Source organism: Cupriavidus sp. 96C5-1 (assembly GCF_057798855.1).
This window is the reverse complement of sequence record NZ_JBYOJU010000013.1, coordinates 146,822-165,625: the sequence shown is the minus strand read 5'-3', so window position 1 is coordinate 165,625 and position 18,804 is coordinate 146,822. Positions and strand designations below refer to the sequence as shown.

Annotated in this window: 15 protein-coding genes; 5 read left to right on the top strand and 10 right to left on the bottom strand. The window is 64.7% G+C overall.

What is annotated here, in order from left to right:
- Window positions 1-3: 3 nt before the first annotated feature.
- Window positions 4-1,263 carry a DUF6136 family protein gene (locus AC3FOF_RS16995; protein ID WP_488727209.1) on the bottom strand — a complete coding sequence of 420 codons (1,260 nt, stop codon included), beginning with the start codon at window positions 1,261-1,263 and terminating at the stop codon, window positions 4-6.
- A gap of 83 nt (window positions 1,264-1,346) precedes the next feature.
- The gene (locus tag AC3FOF_RS16990) at window positions 1,347-1,937 is read right to left on the bottom strand and encodes a TetR/AcrR family transcriptional regulator (RefSeq protein WP_488727208.1); all 591 of its coding nucleotides are present in this window, start codon (window positions 1,935-1,937) and stop codon (window positions 1,347-1,349) included.
- A gap of 84 nt (window positions 1,938-2,021) precedes the next feature.
- Between AC3FOF_RS16990 and AC3FOF_RS16985 the strand changes: the two genes are divergently transcribed.
- From AC3FOF_RS16985 to AC3FOF_RS16970, 4 genes are all read left to right on the top strand, one after another.
- Window positions 2,022-3,035, top strand: a complete 1,014-nt coding sequence (locus tag AC3FOF_RS16985) for an alcohol dehydrogenase catalytic domain-containing protein (RefSeq protein WP_488727207.1) — start codon at window positions 2,022-2,024, stop codon at window positions 3,033-3,035.
- Window positions 3,036-3,067: 32 nt separating this feature from the next.
- Complete coding sequence (locus AC3FOF_RS16980; protein ID WP_488727206.1) at window positions 3,068-4,162, top strand: NADH:flavin oxidoreductase; 1,095 nt, start codon at window positions 3,068-3,070, stop codon at window positions 4,160-4,162.
- Window positions 4,163-4,282: 120 nt separating this feature from the next.
- A complete protein-coding gene (locus tag AC3FOF_RS16975) occupies window positions 4,283-5,251 on the top strand; it encodes an MDR family NADPH-dependent oxidoreductase (protein ID WP_488727205.1) in 969 nt (322 codons plus the stop codon).
- A gap of 325 nt (window positions 5,252-5,576) precedes the next feature.
- Window positions 5,577-6,353, top strand: coding sequence for an enoyl-CoA hydratase (locus tag AC3FOF_RS16970; RefSeq protein ID WP_488727204.1), 777 nt, complete (start codon window positions 5,577-5,579; stop codon window positions 6,351-6,353).
- A 59-nt stretch (window positions 6,354-6,412) separates the two neighbouring features.
- Here AC3FOF_RS16970 and AC3FOF_RS16965 read toward each other — a convergent pair whose 3' ends face one another.
- From AC3FOF_RS16965 to AC3FOF_RS16935, 7 genes are all read right to left on the bottom strand, one after another.
- Window positions 6,413-6,841, bottom strand: a complete 429-nt coding sequence (locus AC3FOF_RS16965; RefSeq protein ID WP_488727203.1) for a MarR family winged helix-turn-helix transcriptional regulator — start codon at window positions 6,839-6,841, stop codon at window positions 6,413-6,415.
- Window positions 6,842-7,097: 256 nt separating this feature from the next.
- Window positions 7,098-7,922: an acyl-CoA thioesterase gene (locus tag AC3FOF_RS16960; protein ID WP_276264281.1), complete on the bottom strand. Its 825-nt coding sequence runs from the start codon at window positions 7,920-7,922 to the stop codon at window positions 7,098-7,100.
- 110 nt (window positions 7,923-8,032) lie between these two features.
- Complete coding sequence (locus AC3FOF_RS16955) at window positions 8,033-8,653, bottom strand: TetR/AcrR family transcriptional regulator (protein WP_488727202.1); 621 nt, start codon at window positions 8,651-8,653, stop codon at window positions 8,033-8,035.
- A gap of 656 nt (window positions 8,654-9,309) precedes the next feature.
- Window positions 9,310-10,551 (bottom strand): thiolase family protein, encoded by a 1,242-nt coding sequence (locus tag AC3FOF_RS16950; protein WP_488727201.1) that lies wholly within the window; start codon window positions 10,549-10,551, stop codon window positions 9,310-9,312.
- 67 nt (window positions 10,552-10,618) lie between these two features.
- A complete protein-coding gene (locus AC3FOF_RS16945; RefSeq protein WP_017228946.1) occupies window positions 10,619-11,737 on the bottom strand; it encodes a DUF5938 domain-containing protein in 1,119 nt (372 codons plus the stop codon).
- Between the two features lie 55 nt (window positions 11,738-11,792).
- Window positions 11,793-13,424, bottom strand: a complete 1,632-nt coding sequence (locus AC3FOF_RS16940) for a class I adenylate-forming enzyme family protein (RefSeq protein WP_488727200.1) — start codon at window positions 13,422-13,424, stop codon at window positions 11,793-11,795.
- Complete coding sequence (locus tag AC3FOF_RS16935) at window positions 13,424-14,707, bottom strand: acyl-CoA dehydrogenase family protein (RefSeq protein WP_276264276.1); 1,284 nt, start codon at window positions 14,705-14,707, stop codon at window positions 13,424-13,426. Before AC3FOF_RS16935 ends, AC3FOF_RS16940 begins: the two co-directional genes overlap by 1 nt.
- Before the next feature lie 255 nt (window positions 14,708-14,962).
- Here AC3FOF_RS16935 and AC3FOF_RS16930 point away from each other — a divergent pair, with 255 nt between their 5' ends.
- A complete protein-coding gene (locus tag AC3FOF_RS16930; protein WP_488727199.1) occupies window positions 14,963-17,644 on the top strand; it encodes a winged helix-turn-helix domain-containing protein in 2,682 nt (893 codons plus the stop codon).
- Between the two features lie 202 nt (window positions 17,645-17,846).
- Here the strand turns inward: AC3FOF_RS16930 and AC3FOF_RS16925 are convergent, their stop codons facing one another.
- On the bottom strand, window positions 17,847-18,803 hold the full coding sequence (locus AC3FOF_RS16925) for an alpha/beta hydrolase (RefSeq protein ID WP_488727198.1): 957 nt from the start codon (window positions 18,801-18,803) through the stop codon (window positions 17,847-17,849).
- Window position 18,804 lies beyond the last annotated feature (1 nt).

The following is an 18,804-nucleotide window of genomic DNA, read 5'->3' as shown; positions in this document are numbered from 1 at the left end:
TCCTCAATGGGTTGCCGCCACTGCGGCAGCCGACCAGGCGCCGGCCATCATCGCAGCCAGCAGCGTCGCTTGACGTCCACCACGCAGCAGGGGCCAGCGCAGCGCGGCGAGCAGAGCCCAGTATCCGAGCAACAGCAGCGCGACTGCGGGAAGGCGGTGTGGAGCCCGCACGAGCAGCGGCCCCAGCACGGCCGATGCTGGCAGCGCGCCGAGCACGGCGATGAAACGGATGTCCCGCCACCGCCAGAAGTGTCGGGACAGCGGCAGCGTCGAAAGGAAATCCGACACCGGTGCGTGCGCGTCGTGCAGGGTGCGATACCACCCCGCCGTGACCAGCGCGAGCGCTGCAAGCATCAGCGCCGCGGTGGGTAGGGCTCGGTCGTCGAAGGCGAACGCCGCGTACAGGATGTTTGCGGCCAGCGCGACGGCGGACAGCGCCAGGGTTCGCATAAGCGTGGCGGCCCGAGCGGCGAGCGCCTTGCACTGGATCCGCCAAGTAGGTCCCAGCAGACGCGCGGCGGCCGCCATGCGCCGCTGCGCCCGGTCGGCTACGGGTAAGGGGATGCGTGGCGTCGGCACCAGTGCAGACAGACCGAGCACGAACGCGGCGCTCAACGCGGACCACTGCGCAATAGCCGATACACCGGACAGAGCCCAGCTCAGGGCCAGGTCGGCTGCCAGGATCGGCACGGCAGCCAGCGCGCGGCCTTCGAGCACGACGAGTTGCACCAGCAGCGCCAGCACCGCCAGCACCGGGATGGCGGCAGGCATCAGCCCACCCGTGAAAAATCCGAGCACGGGGGCCAGAAGCAGGGTCGCGGCGACGGGAACGAGTAGCAGGGTATTGGCCGGCACCAGCACTGCAAGGTCCACGATGCGCCGCTGGGCAGCAGTCAGGGGCAATGCTCTGACATAAGGGAGGAAATCGCCGCCCGCGATCGCATGGCGCTGCACGAGAACCCAGGCGGCCGCAACGAGCTCGATCGCCCCGATACGCGTGAAATGCCAGCCGACGCCGTGACCGACCTGCACCGCCCGCAGGAGCGGGGAAGCCAGGGCAAGCAGCAGGCCGCGCAGCGGTGCGCCAGCGGGAACGAGCACGCCCGCCAGAACGAACCACTGCCAGTGGCGCACGACAACGCGTCCGGTGGCCACGCCCCACCAATGAAGGCGCCATCGAATCAATGAGCCAACCAGCGGATCGGACACGCGTGAAACCTGCAATTTGATGTGCGATTGATACCTGACCGGGATGCGCGGCAAGCCTCGGTCTCCAGGCCAAGACCTGGAAGGATAGCACGGGCACGCATGTCAAATTCCTATCATGGCTGCCCCCGGGAGCCTCTTCACGTCCTTACTGCGACAGGTCCAGCCTGTCCCTGTTCTCCGAGCTGGGCAAGCAGCGTGGCCAGGCCCACCTCGAACGCTTCTGTCGAACCGGCTGCCCGCGCGAGCACAAGGCAGCCTTCCAGCACGACTAGCGTGATCAACGCGATGCCGCTGGCGCGCTCGACCTCGAATCCACGCGCTTCCAATGCCTGTGCGAGCTGCCGCCGCCAGCTCTCGAACGCCGCCGCACAGGCCGCGGTGAGGGCCGGGGAATGTGAACCACGCTCAAGGATGACAACCGCGATGGGGCACCCCGCCTCGTAGCGCTCGTGGCCGAGCAATTGGGCGCTGCCACGCAGCACGGCGGTGATCCCCTCGGCAGCGCTCGCCTGTCCCTCGAAAGACCGAGCGATCCAGGCAGCGCCCAGTTGCGCCGCCCGTTCAATGACGGCCACGCCCAGTTGCTCCTTGCCTTGCGGGAAGTAATGGTAGGCCGATCCCCACGGGGCGCCTGACTTCTCGACGAGCTTGCGCCAGGAACACGATTGGTAACCCTCGCGCCTGAACATCTCGATGCCGGTGGCAATCATTTGGTCGCGTGAAGACATGGTGATGCACGATCCTTCTTGACTATGACGATCGTCTTATATTAGATTGCAAGGACGATTAGGACAATCGTCATAGGGGGCAAGATGCAGCAACTCGTCATGAAGCGAGCCGGCGAACTTGGGTGGCAGGAGGTGGCGCCGCCCACGTTGAACAGTCCGCAGGCAGCGATCGTCCGCCCGATTGCCGTCGGCGTTTGCGACTTCGATCGCGCCTTGGTCCAAGGCCGGATCCATCTTCCCGGCCCCGTCGCCTTGGGCCACGAGATCGTTGCCGAAGTCATCGAGACAGGCGCTGACGTTGCCAGCGTATCTGTCGGCATGCAGGTCGTGCTGCCGTTGCACATCAGTTGCGGCACGTGTGGCGAGTGTGGACATGGGCGCACAAATTGCTGCAGTTCGCGACCTCTGCTGGCGAACTACGGCTTAGGCCCGGCAGGCGGCGACTGGGGGGGCGGGATGTCAGACCGCCTGCTGGTTCCTTTTGCCGACGGGATGCTCGTCCCTGTGCCCGCAGGCGTGAGCGCCATCGACTGCGCCGCTGTGGGCTGCAACCTGGTTGACACCTACCGCACGATTGCGCCGTTCCTCGCGAACTACGACCGGCCTTCGGTGCTCGTGCTTTCCGGCGTGGCGATCAACATGAGCCTCTATGCCATCGCCGCAGCAAAGGCGCTGGGCGTGGAGGATCTCATCCTGGCGTCAGACACGCCACAGCATCGGGCGTGGGCCGAACAGATGGGCGCCCATGCCCTTGCCTATGCGGACCTCGGCGATCGCAGCTTCTCCATTCTCTCGGACAACAGCGGTAGCCCTGCCATGCTGACCGAGGGACTGAAGCATGTCGCCCCGGGCGGCGTCTGCACCACGACGACGCCCTACTTTCAGGGATTCGAGATGCCCGTCCATACCTTGTTTGCCAAGAACATCACCTACTTCACCGGCCAGCCACATGCCCGGGCGCTGATGGATCAGGTGCTGGAACGCATCGACAAGGGCCTGATTGGCACCACCCGGATTCCCCACGAGGTATTGCCCTGGGAGCGCGCCCCTGAAGCGTTCGGTCGGGGCGAGAAAAAACGCATTTTCGTACGGTCTTGATCACAACGGCAACCCACAAGGAAAGGCTAGCCATGGACATTCTGTTTCAACCGTTTGCTTTCAAAGGATTGCAGTTGCGCAACCGCTTCGTGATGGCGCCACTGACGAGATCCTTCTCGCCCGGTGGCGTCGTCACGGCACAGGTGGCCGCCTATTACCGCCGTCGCGCCGAGGGCGAGGTCGGTCTCATCATTTCGGAAGGAACAGGGGTCGCGCGCCCGGCTGCCCTGAACGATCCGAACGTTCCACGCTTTCATGGCGGACGGGAGCTCGCTGCGTGGAAGCGCGTGCTCGATGAGGTTCATGCCGCGGGCGGGGCTGTGGCGCCCCAACTCTGGCACGTTGGTGCGGTACACAACCGCAGTTCCAACTGGGCACCTGCCACACCGTATGAAAGCCCATCGGGTCTCACGCGCCCGGGCAGGAAATTTGACGAGGGCATGAGCGAAGAGCAGGTCGCCGATGTGATCGAGGCGTTCGCACAGGCCAGCGCGTACGCCAAGGCGCTGGGCTTTGAGGCCGTCGAACTGCACGGCGCGCACGGCTACCTGATCGACCAGTTCTTCTGGGACGGCACCAACGAGCGGTCGGACAGGTATGGCTCGCCGACCCTGCCAGGCCGGGCGCGCTTCGCCGCAGACATGCTTCGCGCGGTGCGTGTCGCCGTCGGTCCGGATTTCCCCATCATCATTCGCATCAGCCAGTGGAAGCAGCAGGATTATCAAGTGAAGCTCGCCACCACGCCAGACGAACTGGAGGCATGGGTGACCACATTGACCGACGCTGGCGCCGACATCATCCACTGCTCGCAACGGCGGTTCTGGGAGCCCGAATTCAACGGATCGGACCTCAGCTTTGCAGGCTGGGTCAAGAAGCTGGCCGGTGTTCCGGTGATCACCGTCGGCTCGGTTGGGCTGACCAATGACTTCATCAGCGGCGGTTCGGGGGAGGCCGCAAAAGTTGCCTCGCTGGATGAGTTGGTCCGGCGCATGGAGCGCGACGAGTTCGATCTCGTCGCCGTCGGGCGAGCGCTACTGCAGGACCCCCATTGGGTGCGCAAGGTACGGGAAGGGCGAACCGACGAGTTGCAGGATTTCGATCGGGCAGCACTGGCAACACTGACCTGACCGTGACCTGTGAAAGAGAAGCCCCCGGACGCTCGGGAGCATGGAGTCGGGGCGGCTTGATGCCCCGGGATGATGAATTTGGGCGCGAGCATCGTGCGTCCCTTCAATGGAGTTGTTCTGATGAAAGCACTGCAAATATCGAAGCACGGCGATCCTTTGGACGTGATCGAACTCGTTGAGCTTCCCGAACCGGGGCCCGCCGGCCACAGAGAGGCGCTGCTCGAAGTGCTGTACTCGCCGATCAATCCCTATGACCTGAACGCCGCGCGTGGGCGGGTCATGACGCCCCCACTCCCGTCGATTCTGGGAACCGAGGGCATCGCACGCGTGCTCGAAACGGGCGAAGGCGTCACGACGGTGCAACCAGGCGATCTCGTCTTTGTGCCAGGCGGCTCGCCGACCTGGCGCGAGCGGCTCGCAGCGCCAGCCGACAAGCTGTTTCCGCTGCCTCCCCAGGCTGACGTGCAGCAGTTGTCGATGGGGGCCGTCAATCCGCCAACGGCGGCGCTGCTTCTCGGCAATTTTGTCGACCTCAAGCCCGGTGACTGGATTGTTCAGAATGCGGGCAATTCGAGCGTCGCCGCCAGCGTGATCGCGATAGCGAAAGCGCGCGGATACCGCACGGTGAATCTGGTCCGCCGCCCGGAGGTCATCGCGACCGTCGAGGCGCTCGGCGCAGACGTTGTGCTGCAGGAAGGCAGGGAGCTTACCGCGAGGGTGGCAAAGGCCATTGGCAACGCGCCGATCCGGCTTGGCCTGGATGGTGTGGGCGGAGCTTCGCTGGCCTCAGTCACCAAACTGGTCGAGTTTGGCGGGACCGTCGTTGTCTACTCGGCAATGAGCGGGGAGCCTGGCTTGGCCAATCCCATGGACGTGATCTTCCGCGACATCAAGATCCGCGGCCTCTTTCTTGGCCATGCGCATATCCGTGGGTCTGCAGCGCTCGCCGCTGGGCTTCGGGAAGGACTGCAGCTGATCTCTGAAGGCAAATTGCACTCTCCAATAGGCGGTGTCTATTCGCTGGAGGACTATCGCAAGGCTATCGCGGCGAGCGGCAAAGGATCGAAGATCCTCTTCAAGCTGAAATGAGTTCTGCGGGCTCTGCGAGCGCTTGCTGCCAAGCCTCCGGGGTCCCCGCAGGCGATGCCTTTGTCGTCCATGGCAAGATCGTCCGGGCCGGCAAGCGCCAGATCGCTTCGATCAGCTGCACCCCCTGTCCCGGCCGGGACAAAACCCTACATCAAGCACTACATGGTCAAACGACAACCAATCCTCGAGGTTTACTTCGCATGCGAACGGTATATACTTCGCATGCGAAATTAAAGTTTTTCCAACCTGGAAGCATCTGCGCCAAGCACACAGCGCCGGACATCGGCGACAGCGTGGCCGCTTCCGATTCTCAGGAGACATAGCTGTGATCCCAGAAGTGAAAGTTGACCTTATCAATGGCGTACTGACAGTCACGGTTTCGCGGCAGGACAAGAAGAATGCGTTAACCAACGACATGTACGGCGCCCTTGCAGATGCAGTCGGAAGGGCGAGATCGGATGGCGAGATCAAGGTGGTGCTGATTCAGGCGGATGGCGACACCTTTACTGCCGGGAACGATGTCAGCGAATTCGCCGCGCAAGCCGTGGGCAATGGTCCCGAGGAACGTCACGTCGTTCGATTCCTGCGCAACCTGGCAGAAGCCACCGTTCCAATCCTCGCGGCCGTTCAAGGAAAGGCTGTCGGCATCGGAACCACCATGCTGCTCCACTGTGACTACGTGATACTGGCTGACGATGCACAGTTGATCACCCCTTTCGTCAATCTCGCCCTGGTTCCAGAAGCCGCCTCCAGCTATCTTCTTCCTCTCAGGATCGGGCACGCGCGCGCGTTCGAGATGTTTGCGCTAGGCGAACCGGTGCCCGCAGCCAGCGCCCTGGCATGGGGCATCGCCAACAAGACTGTAGCGACGCCGGAACTGCGGCAGGAGGCGAGACGAATCGCCGAGAAGATTGCCACGAAGCCTCTCGGCTCCCTGACATCGACGAAGCAGTTGATGCGCGATGCGCAGAGGCTGGTCGCCCAAATGGACGCCGAGAGCGCCACATTCGTGAAGCGCTTGCAGAGCGCCGAGGCAAAGGAAGCGTTCATGGCGTTTGCGCAGAAGCGCCAGCCCGATTTTTCGGGGCTGGCTCAACGATAGCGCGATGCCGGCAACCCGGCGTCGCGTCATGCAGACTGGCCTTTGTGCGTGCGCAATGGCTAGTCTGCATCCGACACAGGGAACTTATCCTGCAGGCTGGTCAGCCACCTCGCGACAACCTCAATTTCTGCTTCGCTGAACCCTTCGGTAAGACGCGCATTCAACTCCGTCAAGCCTGCCCGGGAGCGCTTGAAGGCGGAACGCCCTTCCGCCGTCAGCCAAAGTCGCCATGAGCGACGGTCCACCCCATCCGGTTTGCGATCGATCAAGCCCAGCCTCTCCATGCGATCGGCCAGGCCGCTGATGCCTGGAGCGCCAAGATCGAGTGCGGCCGCCGCCTCGCCCATCAGCGCTCCGTTGTTCTTCTCGAGGAAGAACAACAAGCCAGCTTGCGACGCAGTTACCCCGCCCGCTGATGTGCGTGCCTGGGTCCAGCGTTGCAACCGCCGCTGGCCAACATTCAGCAAGTAAACGAGGCGATGATTCATTGCCTCACCTGGCAGCAGCGGCAGTTCGGTTGTGAATGCTCTCCGGAACGGGGAGAGAGGAAGGCGGGATAGCGGCGCATGAGGGTGACATAGTCAAGCCCAAAAAAAATATGGGAAGATTTGCATGCGAAATATATCATGGCCCGATCCCGGCACCAGTCGCAGCCCCCCCTCCAATGCACGCGTCAGGGAGGCGACTTAGCCCTCGCATGGGTGAATCGCCGCTTGCGGCGGGGGCGGCATCCGGCCCGCGCCGTCATTCCTTGAAGTAGACGACCTGGTGGCTCGTCGCGAGAAGGGTGCCGCTGTCGCTCCAGACTTCGGCCGTCTGGTCGTGGTAGCCGCGCCCGAAGTGCGAAGCGCGAGCGATACCTAGTACCGGTCGGTCACCCTGTGCCTCCAGTTGCGCATTTCCCGCTTGGAAGTAGATGGTGATCGACACGGTGCCGAAAGGCACCCACTTGGGCCTGCGCACGATGATCCGCGGTGCAAAGGAATCGCAAATCGATGTCAGCGAGACGAGGTCCAGGGGCCGCGGCGGATTGTCGCGGACCCAAAGCACCGTGACCGAGTCCCGTTCGTCCTCAGGTTTCGACTGGTCAAGGAGGTGCCCGCGCACGAAACGCATCTCATAGTTGTCGAACCATGCGCGGTCGGTGTTGGCAAGCCGAGAGCTTGGCACGGCGACTGCCGCTGGAACGTCCGGCGCCAGAATCTCCGTGGTGGTCCACGTATCACGACGGAGCGCAAATACCGCCGTGGCGGTGGTGGTCAGTTCCTTGCCCTGACTCAAGGTGATAGACCAGTGCTGGGTGGAGCGATTGGTGCGTACGGGGACGGCATGGATGCGGTATTCGCCGTCGGCGATCGGCGCGGCGTAGTTGATCGTCAGTGAGACCGGCTCGCCAAGACGTTCCGGGTGTACCAGCAAGGCCTTCATGATCACGGCGGCGGTGATACCGCCGAATGGGCCGACCATGTTGGCATAGGCGGCATCGGTCTGGCCGGTCATCGAGCCGTCCTCGTTGCGAGCGAGCGTCGTGGCCCGATCCAGAGGATGAGTCAAACTGCTTGGTTGCATTTGTTTTCCTGCAGTGCGGTTGTGGGCAAATAGTCCGGTTGATCGGCGTTTGGCTTGGGCAGATGCAGGCAACAAGGCGAACGTCTCACCCTGGGCGGGTGGTGGCGCGATCAGCGATCCGTGGCGCGGGTTTCGTTGAATCGCTCCAACTCGTGACGCAACGAACGAAGCATTTCATCTGACCGCTTTGGATCGGTCATGACCCTCGACAGAAGCAGGCCGCCGACCATGGCGCTCACAGCGAGCAGTGCGCGCTCTTCGCCCTGCTCCTTCATGGCCGCGGCGACCTTTGATACGAAGTGCTCGACGTGCTCTTCCATGACGCCGCGCGACAGTTCGTCTGCGCGTGCCACGTCGGATGCCAAGGCCGCAATGGCGCAGCCAGTTTTGCGCGAGTCGCGATGCGCGCGGCTGAGATAGCTGCGAACCATCGTGCTGTAGGCCGTTGGCGTTGCGCTGTCACGCGCGGCACTGGCGGCAGCTTCGCCATCGCCTAACGCGCGCTCCAGGGCATGGGCAAGCAGTTCTGAACGCGAGCCGAAATGCCCATAGAAGCCGCCGTGCGTCAGGTTGACGCTACGCATCAGCTTTACGACGCTGACCGACTCCAGGCCAGTCTCGCGAATCTGCGCTGCAGCTTGCTGCAGGATGCGCTCGCGGCTCTGCGCCTTCTCGGCTTGTGAATGCCCCATGTCCAACTCCCAAAAGTTCCTCAGCATGAAGGTTATCATGCTGGTGGATGCTAGTCATCATTCTGATTGCGCAATTGAGAATCGGACATCACACGGCGACAAGAACCTTCGTGCAATCCGCAGGCAGAGGTGAATCCGCTTCAGTTGTCCGTGATGTATACGCGCGGGCGGTGGTGGTGCCGGCTCATCAGCCGTTTGGCGAATAGAGTTGCTGCGACTATGGGCGGCTGAAGGGGATCGGCACGTATCCGTTGCAGAGATGGTATGAACGCGTCCCTCCCGGGCGCCGAGTGACGTCGTGAGGGATGCCGCCCTCCACAAATGGAAAGGGCCCCTCCGGACCGAACGGCATCGATGTGCCAATGTGGTAGATGTCGCCACCACCAGAGGATCGGAGGGACCCAAAATGAATGCTGCGACATACGGCCTCGTCGACAAAGGCCTTGCAATGTTCGCGATGCCCCAATGGCACGCCAAGCTCCGCCGCCCAGGCAAAGTTCACAATCCGCTGCCTGCGCGATGTGCTCCGGATCCAGCCCCGCCCGGCGCGCGTACGCGCTCACGCCGCGTGCCTCGCGCAGCAACTCGGAGAGCTCGGCGCTGAGCCGGCGCGGCACCGCAGCGCCCCGCCGCGCGACGATCCCGACAGGTGCTTGAGCGGGTGTCATACCACCTCCTCCCCGCCGACTGCCCGTTTACCTGCTCAGAATGGTCAGGCACGCCACTGCCTCTTCCACGCCGTGCAGGCCGCCGCCGTTCTCGGCGATGGCGATTCGTGCACCGCCTACCTGGCGCGCGCCTGCCTCTCCCCGCAACTGCGATACCAGCTCATAGACCTGCCCAAGGCCCGTGGCGCCGATTGGATGCCCCTTGGACTCCAGGCCGCCGGAGGGGTTGACGGGGATGCGCCCGCCGATACTCGTATCGCCCCGCTCCGCTGCCAGGCCGCCCTCGCCGGGTTCGCAGAGGCCGAGTGCCTCCACCTGGATCACTTCGCCGATGGCGCTGGCGTCATGCACTTCCGCGACCGAGATATCGCGCGGCCCCACCCCGGCGATCCGGTATGCGTCGGCCGACCCTTTGCGCACAAGGTGGTCGGCAAGCTGTGCCGGTGCGCGGTCGCTGCCGGTCACCACGACGGACGCCAGCACCCGGATGGCGCGGCTGCGACTGCCGTTGAGCCGGGCAAGACCCGCCTCGCTGCAGACAACGGCAGCGGCGGCCCCATCGCTGATGGGCGAGCACATCGGCAGTGTCAGCGGAAACGTGATCGGTGGCGCAGCCAGGATTTCCTCGATGGTGTAGGCCTGGCGGTATTGCGACAGCGGGTTGTGGACGGAATGCCGATGGTTCTTGGCAGAGACGGCGGCAAAATGGCGCTGCGTCGAGCCGTATTCGCGCATGTGCATCCTGCCCATGGCCGCGTAGATGTCCATGAACACACTGTAGGGCTTGGGCGAGGTCGAGCCATCCGGCACTTCCACACCTTCGCCCATGGCCAGTAGCCGGGCGGTGCCGGCTTCTTTGTCGTGCACGTCCCACGCCCCATCGAACACGCTCAGCGTGCGCGCCTTGTCGGTGGAGAACATCTTCTCCGCACCCACTGCCAGCACGATATCGGCGGCGCCCGCCTTGACGTACTGGACCGCCAGGTGCAGCGCTGAGCTGGCACTGGCGCACGCATTCTCGACATTGATCACCGGGATGCCCTGGATACCCATGCTGCGCAGCGCGATCTGGCCGCGAATCATGTCCTGGCCCTCCATATGCCCCTGCGTGCAGTTCGCAAAGAAGGCGCCTTGCAGCGCACGAGCCTCGCAGCCCGCGTCCTTCAGCGCTGACGTCACGGCTTCGCGCGTCAGGTCCTTGATGCTCTTGTCGATCTGCTTGCCGAATGGCGTCATGCCGACGCCGGCGATATAAACCGTCTCGCTCATTATCTTTCCCCCGAGGTGATGGCGCCGTGCAGTCATCCCGCACCTGCGCCGTCCTGTCATTTCCGCTTCAGCGCTGCGTCACGTTCCACGCCAGGTAGCCCTGCTCCGCCTGGGCACCGATCAGTTCCCGCGCGCCGAAGGCCGCCGCCGGCGATGCAAAGCCCGTGGCCTTCAGCTTGCCGGCCAGCAGGCGCCGGGCTGCCTCTGCGTTGAAGACACCGGTCTGCGCATAGGGTGAATTGCCACGCAGCACGACCGATACCGATGCCGTGTTGCCGCGCCCGAAGCACGACAGCACGCAGCGATTGACGCCGGGGTTCTCGCGCGGGGGCTCCACCGTGGTCATGCCCTTGCCCCAGTCATTGGTGATCCTCTCCCGCTCCTCATGCGGGAGCTGCCGGCATTCGGCTTCGAACTTCTGCAGCATGCCGAACACGGCCTGGAACGCATCCTGGTTCTTGAAGGACACCAGCGTGCGCGCATGGCGCACGCGCTCGTCGCCCTCATACCAGACCGGCTCGCCACCACCGCTCCACGGCAAGGCCATGATGGCGGCGTGCTCGCCAGGCACATTCACGGTATACGCCGTGGCATAGGGCCATTCGACCAGCGCGCGGTCCTGGATGCGGTACTGCGGATTGGTGCACATACGCAGGAACGACATGGTCGATGCCACGCTGACCTGCGAGTCGGCCAGATACACGGTTTCCAGCGTGTCGATGCCCGGCGTTTCCAGCGCCAACTCCGTGGCCAGCACGCCTTCGGCCCACATATAGGAGTTCGCGGGGCAAAGCAGCAGGTCGCGCTGGCGGAACTTCTCGCCGAACTCCCGCTTCAGCAGCAGCATCCAGTCCTGCTCACCGGTCGTGTCGAGATAGTGCGCACCGGCCTCCAGCGCCGCCTGGACCACCGGCAGCCCCAGTTGCATGAACGGCCCCACCACATTGATGACGACCTTGCGCCCGGTGAACAGGGACAGCAGGTCGGCGTGTTCGTGCCGCACGCCCACGCAACGGTAGTCGTGGCCTTCCAGTTCCGGGACCAGCGCCATCTGCGCCTCCAGGCGCGCCTGGTCGCGCCCGGCCGCAATGAAGGGAATGCCGGCGGTGGCCAGTTTCCAGGCAATCAGCTTGCCGGTGTAGCCGCTTGCGCCATAGACGACGACTTGGTATTGATCGGTACTCATTTTGTGTCTCCTGAGAATCAACGGCGGGCATGGTTTGCCCTGTCGGTTATGTGGCTTAGGCCGGTACTTCCTGGAAAACGTTGTCGCGCCGGGCCTGGAAGGCTTCCAGCAGGAAGCGCTCCTGTGGTTTCTCCGAAGCCGTCTTGGGTATTTCCGCGATGACCTGGAGGTAGGCCGGGACCATGCCGGCACTCAGCCGCTTCCGGCAGCTGGCGAACAGGGCCTGCGGGTCAAGTGCCCGGCCGCTTGCCGGCACGATGGCGGCGACCACGTCTTTCTCGCCGGGTGCGCCGGATGCCGCCGGCACGCCGTAGACATAGACGTCGGCCACGCCTTCGCATTCGGCGATGACCTTCTCGATCTCGCCGGGCTGGATGAAATCCCCGTTGTGCCGGATGCCACCGCCGATGCGGTAGTCGAAGTAGAGCCAGCCGTGCTCGTCGCGGTGCCCGATATCGCCCATGCGCAGCCAGCCATCGCGGGTCTTCTTCGCGGACGCGTCGGGGTTGTGCAGGTAGACCACGTCCGCCGGCGTGCCGCTGGCAAGCTGGAAGATCAGTTCTCCCGGCTGGTTTGCCGGGACATCACGGTCCTGCTCGTCGACGACCCGGACATTGAGGAAAGACGGTGGCTTGCCGATGCTGCCAACCGGCCCTTCGCCCAGGTTGACGGAGAGCCCGCCCTCCACCGCGCCGTAGAACTCGACGATGCGCACATCGAACCGCTTCGCGAGCGCTTCCCAGATGGCCGCGGGCATGCCCGCGCTGATGACGAAGCGCACCGGGTTGTCCGCGTCGTTGGCCTTGGGCGGCTCGCTGTAGACCGCGGTGGTCATGCCGCCAAGCAGCGTGAAGGTGGTGCAGCCATACCTGCGGGCGACGTCCCACAGGCGCGACTTGGTGAAGCGCCGGCTGAAAACCGCTCGCATGCCAAGCTTGAGCGTCGCGGCCAGCGTCACGATCTGTGCATTGCCGTGCGTCAGCGAGAGGCCGGTATAGGGCCGGTCATCGCGTACATAGCCAAACAGCGGCGCCCACCCCGCAGCGGCGCCGTAGCGCGCGTGCCGCATGACCACGCCCTTGGGATCGCCGGTGGTGCCCGATGTGTACATGATCTGCATCGGGGCCAGCGGATCCACGCTGCGGACAGTCTGCGGGGTAACCGCCGCGCCCAGGATATCCGCCATTCGCGGATAGTCACCCTGCAGCGGCAGTACCTTCGCGGAATCGGACTCCAGCAGCCATACCCATTGCAGGTCCGGGACGTCCTGCCTGACCGCTATCAGCGTCTGCAGCGCATGGTCGGCACAGATGACACCCCTGCAGCCCGAATGGCGCAGCATGTAAGCAAGCTTGTCGCCACGGGTGCGGGGATCGATCGGCACGAACACGGTTCCGCTGATCGATGCGCCGACCATGGCGTCGACGAACTCGGGGTGGTTCTGCATCAGCAGCGCAAACCGGTCGCCTGGCGCCATGCCCGCCTGTTCCAGGGCGGCCGCGATGCGGCAGCCATTCTCCCAGAGCTGGCGGTAGGTCCTGACCTCGGCCGGGCCGCCCTCGTGGTCGAAAGTCAGCACGTCGCGGTCCGGCTCCGATTCCGCGCGGTTGGCAATCAGATTGGCCAGGATCAGTTCATCGCGCGTGGCCGCAGTGCCGGTTGCCACGCCAGCCTCGCTCGCGCCCATCACGCACGCTCCTCGTCGACCAGGTAGGCCCCGCCCTTGATGGCCAGGACCTCGTTGCAGCCATCCTCGATCAGCGACGCCCGCGCATCGCGCAGGATTTTCTCGATCGGGTACTCGCGCGTCAGGCCATTGCCGCCGAAGATCTGCAGCGCGTCGCTGGCCACTTCGAACGCATGCTGCGTCGAGGTGATCTTGGCCATCATCCCGGCATGCAGCGCGGGCGGATCGTTGGTCAGGTTGTAGTGCACGACGCGCTGGGCAAGTGCCCGGGAGCATTCCACCTTACGTGCCAGATGGAACAGGCGGTGGGCCACCGACTGGTGACGGATAATCGGCAAGCCACCCTGCTTGCGCTCATGGGCGTAGTCGAGCGCCAGCTCATACGCGGACCTGGCCGTGCCGGTGAACACGGTGGCCATGATCGAATTGGCGAAGGTGTGGATGGCGTAGACCGCCGTCAGGTAGTCATCGGGGCCGGCGAGCAGGTAGTCCTTCGACAGGCGCACGTTGTCGAAGTAGATCTCGCCCTGGTTGAGCGCGCGCTGGCCCATCTTGTCCAGCGGCTTGCCGCGCGAGACGCCGGGTGCGTCCATCGGGACATAGACCGCGCAGCCGCGCCGGCTGTCCGGGCCGTTGCCGGAATCGGCGGCGCAGTAGAGGATGCAGACCTCGGCAATGGTGCCGTTGGATACCCACGCGGACTTCTGGCCGTTGATCACGACGGCATCGCCGTCCAGCGTCGCCACGCAGTTGGGCCGCCCGTAGTTGCCTTGGGGATGGAAGATCATGCGGTTCGCATCCAGCGAGTCAGAGCCGTGGTCCGGCTCGGTGATGCCCCAGCAGCCAAGCATCGTGTCCGGGAAGCGCTCCATCAGGAAGCGATTGCCGAATGCGGCTGCCATGAAAGCGGGCAGCAGGCCGGCGCCGATCGAGATGGCCAGGCCCGCGTCGCCCCAGCCCAGCTCCTCGAACAACACGCAAAGGACCTCAGCGCGCTCGGACGGCTCGAGTTCGAAGATGGATTCGATGGTGAAGCCCAGGTCCAGGTACTGCTTGCGCGCCTTCCAGAACGGCGAGTCGGGCGCGATCACCTCGTCGGGCGTCAGCTTGTCGAGCCGGATGCCGACCGGCCGAAGCACCTCTTCGGCAAAGCGGTGGACCGTCTGCTGGACCATGGCCGCCGTCTCGGACAGCGCCGGTTGCGCGCCGAGGGGACCAAGCTTGGGTTTCGGGGAAGCCGGCATGGCTGCCGGTTCGACGTTAGGGGTGGCCGTGGCATGCATGGCGTGTCTCCTTGTGTTCAGGTTTCCGGTCGGTACGTCTGAAGGTGCGTCCGATCTCTGTGCCTGAAGCTTAGGGCGCCGTGACTTCCGCCTGCATCACGCGGAACCGTGAATCGGTGGCTGGCGCGGTGTCACGGAAATCCGTGATTGCGGGTGCGGTGCCTGATATGCCACTGGCGGCCAGCGCCGGGACGCGGTACGCTGGTGCCCGCGTGATCCCCCCGATCCTCGTGCCGCCAACGTCGAACCGTGCCCATGCTCCCTGGCAACGATCCATTCTCCGGCCCTCCCCTGAATCCGCTCAAGCTGGCGCCGCCCGGCGAGATCGGGCCAGGCGTCGAGCGCAGTGCCATTGCAGCCACCTGGGCTGGCAGCCGCGCCGCCGTGACGCTGGTCTGCGCCCCAGCCGGCTTTGGCAAGACCACCGCGATGCGACAGCTCCTGGTTGCGGCGCGGCAGCACGGCGTGCCGGCTGCCTGGCTGAATCTCGACAGCGCTGACAACGACCTGGGCCGGATCACGCCTTATCTCTGGGCAGCCCTGCACACGGCACTGCCTTCGCTGGGAGAAGCACCGTCAACCGGCCAGTGGATCGATGCCTCCCGGGGCCTGCCCGGAGGATCCGCCCGGCAGCTGCTCGACGTGCTGTCCCGGGTAGAGACACCCTTTGTGCTGTTCGTGGATGAATTCGAGCTGGTCAAGGACAGCAGCGTGCTGTCCCTCTTCAGCGAGCTGGCCTTCAGCCTTGGCCCGGGCCAGCGCCTGGTGCTCGGCTCACGCCACAAGCCTGGCCTGCCGCTCGGGCGCCTGCGCGTGCAACAGCGCCTGCTGGAAATCGACGCGCCGATGCTGCGCTTCAGCGCCGGCGAAGTCCGCGACTACATCACGGGCTGCCGTGGCATCGGCATGCCGGATGCGGACCTGGGCGAACTCCAGGCCCGCACCGAGGGTTGGCCCGCGGCGCTGCAGCTCGCGGCCTCGGCACTGGCCGGGCGCGCAGACTCGCGCGCGTGGCTGCAGCAGCTTTCCGGCACAACCGGCAACCTCGCGGAGTACCTGGCCGAAGACGTGCTGTCCAGGCTGTCCGAGCCCCATCGCCGCTTCGTGCTGCGCTCGTCCATCTTCGAGGCGTTCTGCCCCCAGCTCTGCGATGCGGCGTTCGGGAGCGCGGACAGCGCGGACTGGATTGCGCAGAGCGTCAGCGACAATCTCTTCCTGTTGCCGATCGAGGCCGAAGGCGACTGGTATCGATACCATCCCCTGTTCAGGCAGTTCCTTCGTGCACAACTCTCGCGCACCGCGGCGCAGGAACTGGCCGGGCTGCATGTGCGCGCGGCGAACTGGCTGGCATCGACGGCCCGTTACGCCCAGGCCATCGCGCATGCTTCGGCTGCCGGCGATACCGCGCTGAGCGCCGACCTGCTCGAACGCTGCGGCATGGACTATGTGCGTGGTGGGCAAATGGCCCTGGTGGTGCAGTGGGCGGACACGCTGCCGCACGCCGAACTTGAACGGCGTCCTGCCGTGCTGGCCGCTACCGCGTACGCCATGGTTTTCCTGCACCGGTATGCCGCCGCGGAACGCCTGCTGGGCGCGCTGGAGAAGCATCCCGGAGCCAGCCACGAGGAAGACGTCACCGTCTTGCGGGTCATGTTGTCAGCCTGGCTGGACCGGATGGACGATGCCGTCCTGGCGGCGCGCACGGCCCTGGCGGGCGCGGAGCCCGCGTCGCCCTTTGTCAGCGGCCTGCTCCACAACGCGGTGGCGTACGGCGATATGCTGCAGGGACGCTTTGTCCCGGCCCGGCATGCCCTGCTGCAGGCAAAGCGCGAGCTCGAATCCGTCAACGCGATCTACGGATTGACCTACAGCGCCTGCATCGAAGGCATGATCGACATGTTGCAGGGCAATGTCCGCGACGGCCTTGCCCGCTTCAGTGCCATGCTGAACCGCATCATTGCCAGCGGGCAACGCTACACGAGCTCGGGCCCGGTTGCATGCACACTGCTGGCTGAAGCACTCTACGAACTTGGCGACAGCGCCGCCGCCGACGCGCTGCTGAGCGAATACCTGCCCCTGATTCGCGATACCTGCCTGCCGGACCACCTGATCGTCGCCCATCGGCTTGCTGCCCGCATCGCTTGGCTGGGCGGCGACTCTGGCAAGGCCCTGGAGCAGCTCAACACACTCCAGGAACTTGGCGACGCACGCGGCATTGCGCGCCTGGGCATGGCGGCCGCCATCGACCGGAGCCGTCTTGCCTTACTGGCGGGTGATGTCTCCAGCGCGAGGCATGCGTTGACCCTGGCCGCGTCATTGGCGCCGCCTTCCGGTACCCTGATGCGTTACTCGGACGACCTCGACGATCTCGAGATCGCCAGCTTTCGCATTGCGCTGGTTGCCCCCGACGAGGAAGCCGATGTGGAACGCGTCGAAGCCGCACTACGCCTTGCAGAGAGCAGCGGCCGTGCGCGGCGTGCCGTGCGCCTCGCTTGGCTGCTGGCGCAGGCGCACCATGCCGCGGGCCGGTCAGCGCAAGCGCAGATCTGGCTTGAGCGTGCCCTGGCACAGGCCCAGGCATGGCAGGCACAGCGGATCCTTGCCGATGAGCCGTGGCATCTGCAACCACTGCTGGCGTCGCTGGCATCGCGGCAGCATGTCTTCGATCCGCGGTACCTTGAGCGGCTGATACAGGCCGCACAGGCCTCATCGCAGCGCGGAACGCCCGTGCGCGGCGAACAGGAAGGCCTGCTCAGCCCCCGTGAACTCCAGATCATCCGGCGTGTCGCCGATGGCCACTCCAACAAGGCCCTGGCGCGCTTGCTGTTTGTTTCGGAAAACACCGTCGAGACACACCTGCGCCGCATCAATGGCAAGTTGGGCACAGGCAACCGGATGCAGGCCGTGGCACGCGCGAGGGAACTCGGCCTTTTTTGAGACTATCGCCTGGCGTGGGCGGCCTCGCTGTTGGCTGCTTATTTGTAGCGCTTGCGCGCAAAGGCTGCCAATACTTGTTCGCCAGCCGGCGTCGGCAAGCTTGCCGTGGCACGGGTGATGACTGCAGATAGGCAGGGGTGATTGCCGCAGATTGAGAGCAAGTGCGGTGATTGGTTTCCCCCGGGCACATCACAAGCCAATGTCACGTGGCCGTGAACGCGGCAATCTCCCCCAGGAATCGGATCGAAGCCTGTTCCAGTTGCGCAATGCCTGGCTCCTCCACTGGAAGATGGCCGCAGTTTTCCAACATGACCAATCTCTTCTCGCCCTTGATGCGGTCAAAGAACTGCCGGCTCGATTCGAAGCCCGTCCAGCGGTCGTTTCCCGGGTGCGCCAGCAGGATAGGGCAGTGATCGAAGTCTTCGGGCTCAATGTTCGGCCGCACGGCGAAGATTGACTGCATGAAAGCGACCGGCACGCGTACGCCGCCACCATAGGGGTCGTCGGCAACGAGCCGGTTCAGCGAGGGATTGTTCGACATCGCGTCCATCCTGGTAAACCACTTCACGGGCAGTCTCAGCCCGCCGATCAGAGGCGCGCAGATGGGCAACAGTGGCATCATGGCGTGCAGCACCAGCGCGTTGCGGGCAAACTGGCGCTTCACCAGCGGTGAGCGCGGATCCGCCAGGGTGGTGGCGATCACGCCAGCAATCGGACCAGCGCCCATCCGCGCCGCGCACAGGTAAGCCAGATAGCCACCAAGGCTGCCGCCGCACAATACTACGCGTCGCCCGGTGTTCCGGTACTCGGTGGACGCCAGATCGCATAGCAAGTCGGTCCACGCCTTGTAAGTGACCAGTGACGGTGGCGCCTGGCTCAACCCGTATCCGGGTAGATCCGGGGCTACTACCTCGTAGCCGGCGCCGTGCAGTAGTTTGCCAAGCGGCGCGAACAGTCGGCCATAGCCTCCCCCTCCATGCACCACGATCACCGTCAGCGGCGATGCAGCGCAGGGGAACCGATCCACATGGATCGATGCTCCCCGCCAGGGGAGCCACTCTTCATTCGGACCGCTGGCGGCGGCTACGCGCGCATGTGCTGGGAAAAAGGACTGGTACTGTTCCCAATAGGTTTCGGTCTTGTAGCTTGCCTGGAGCATC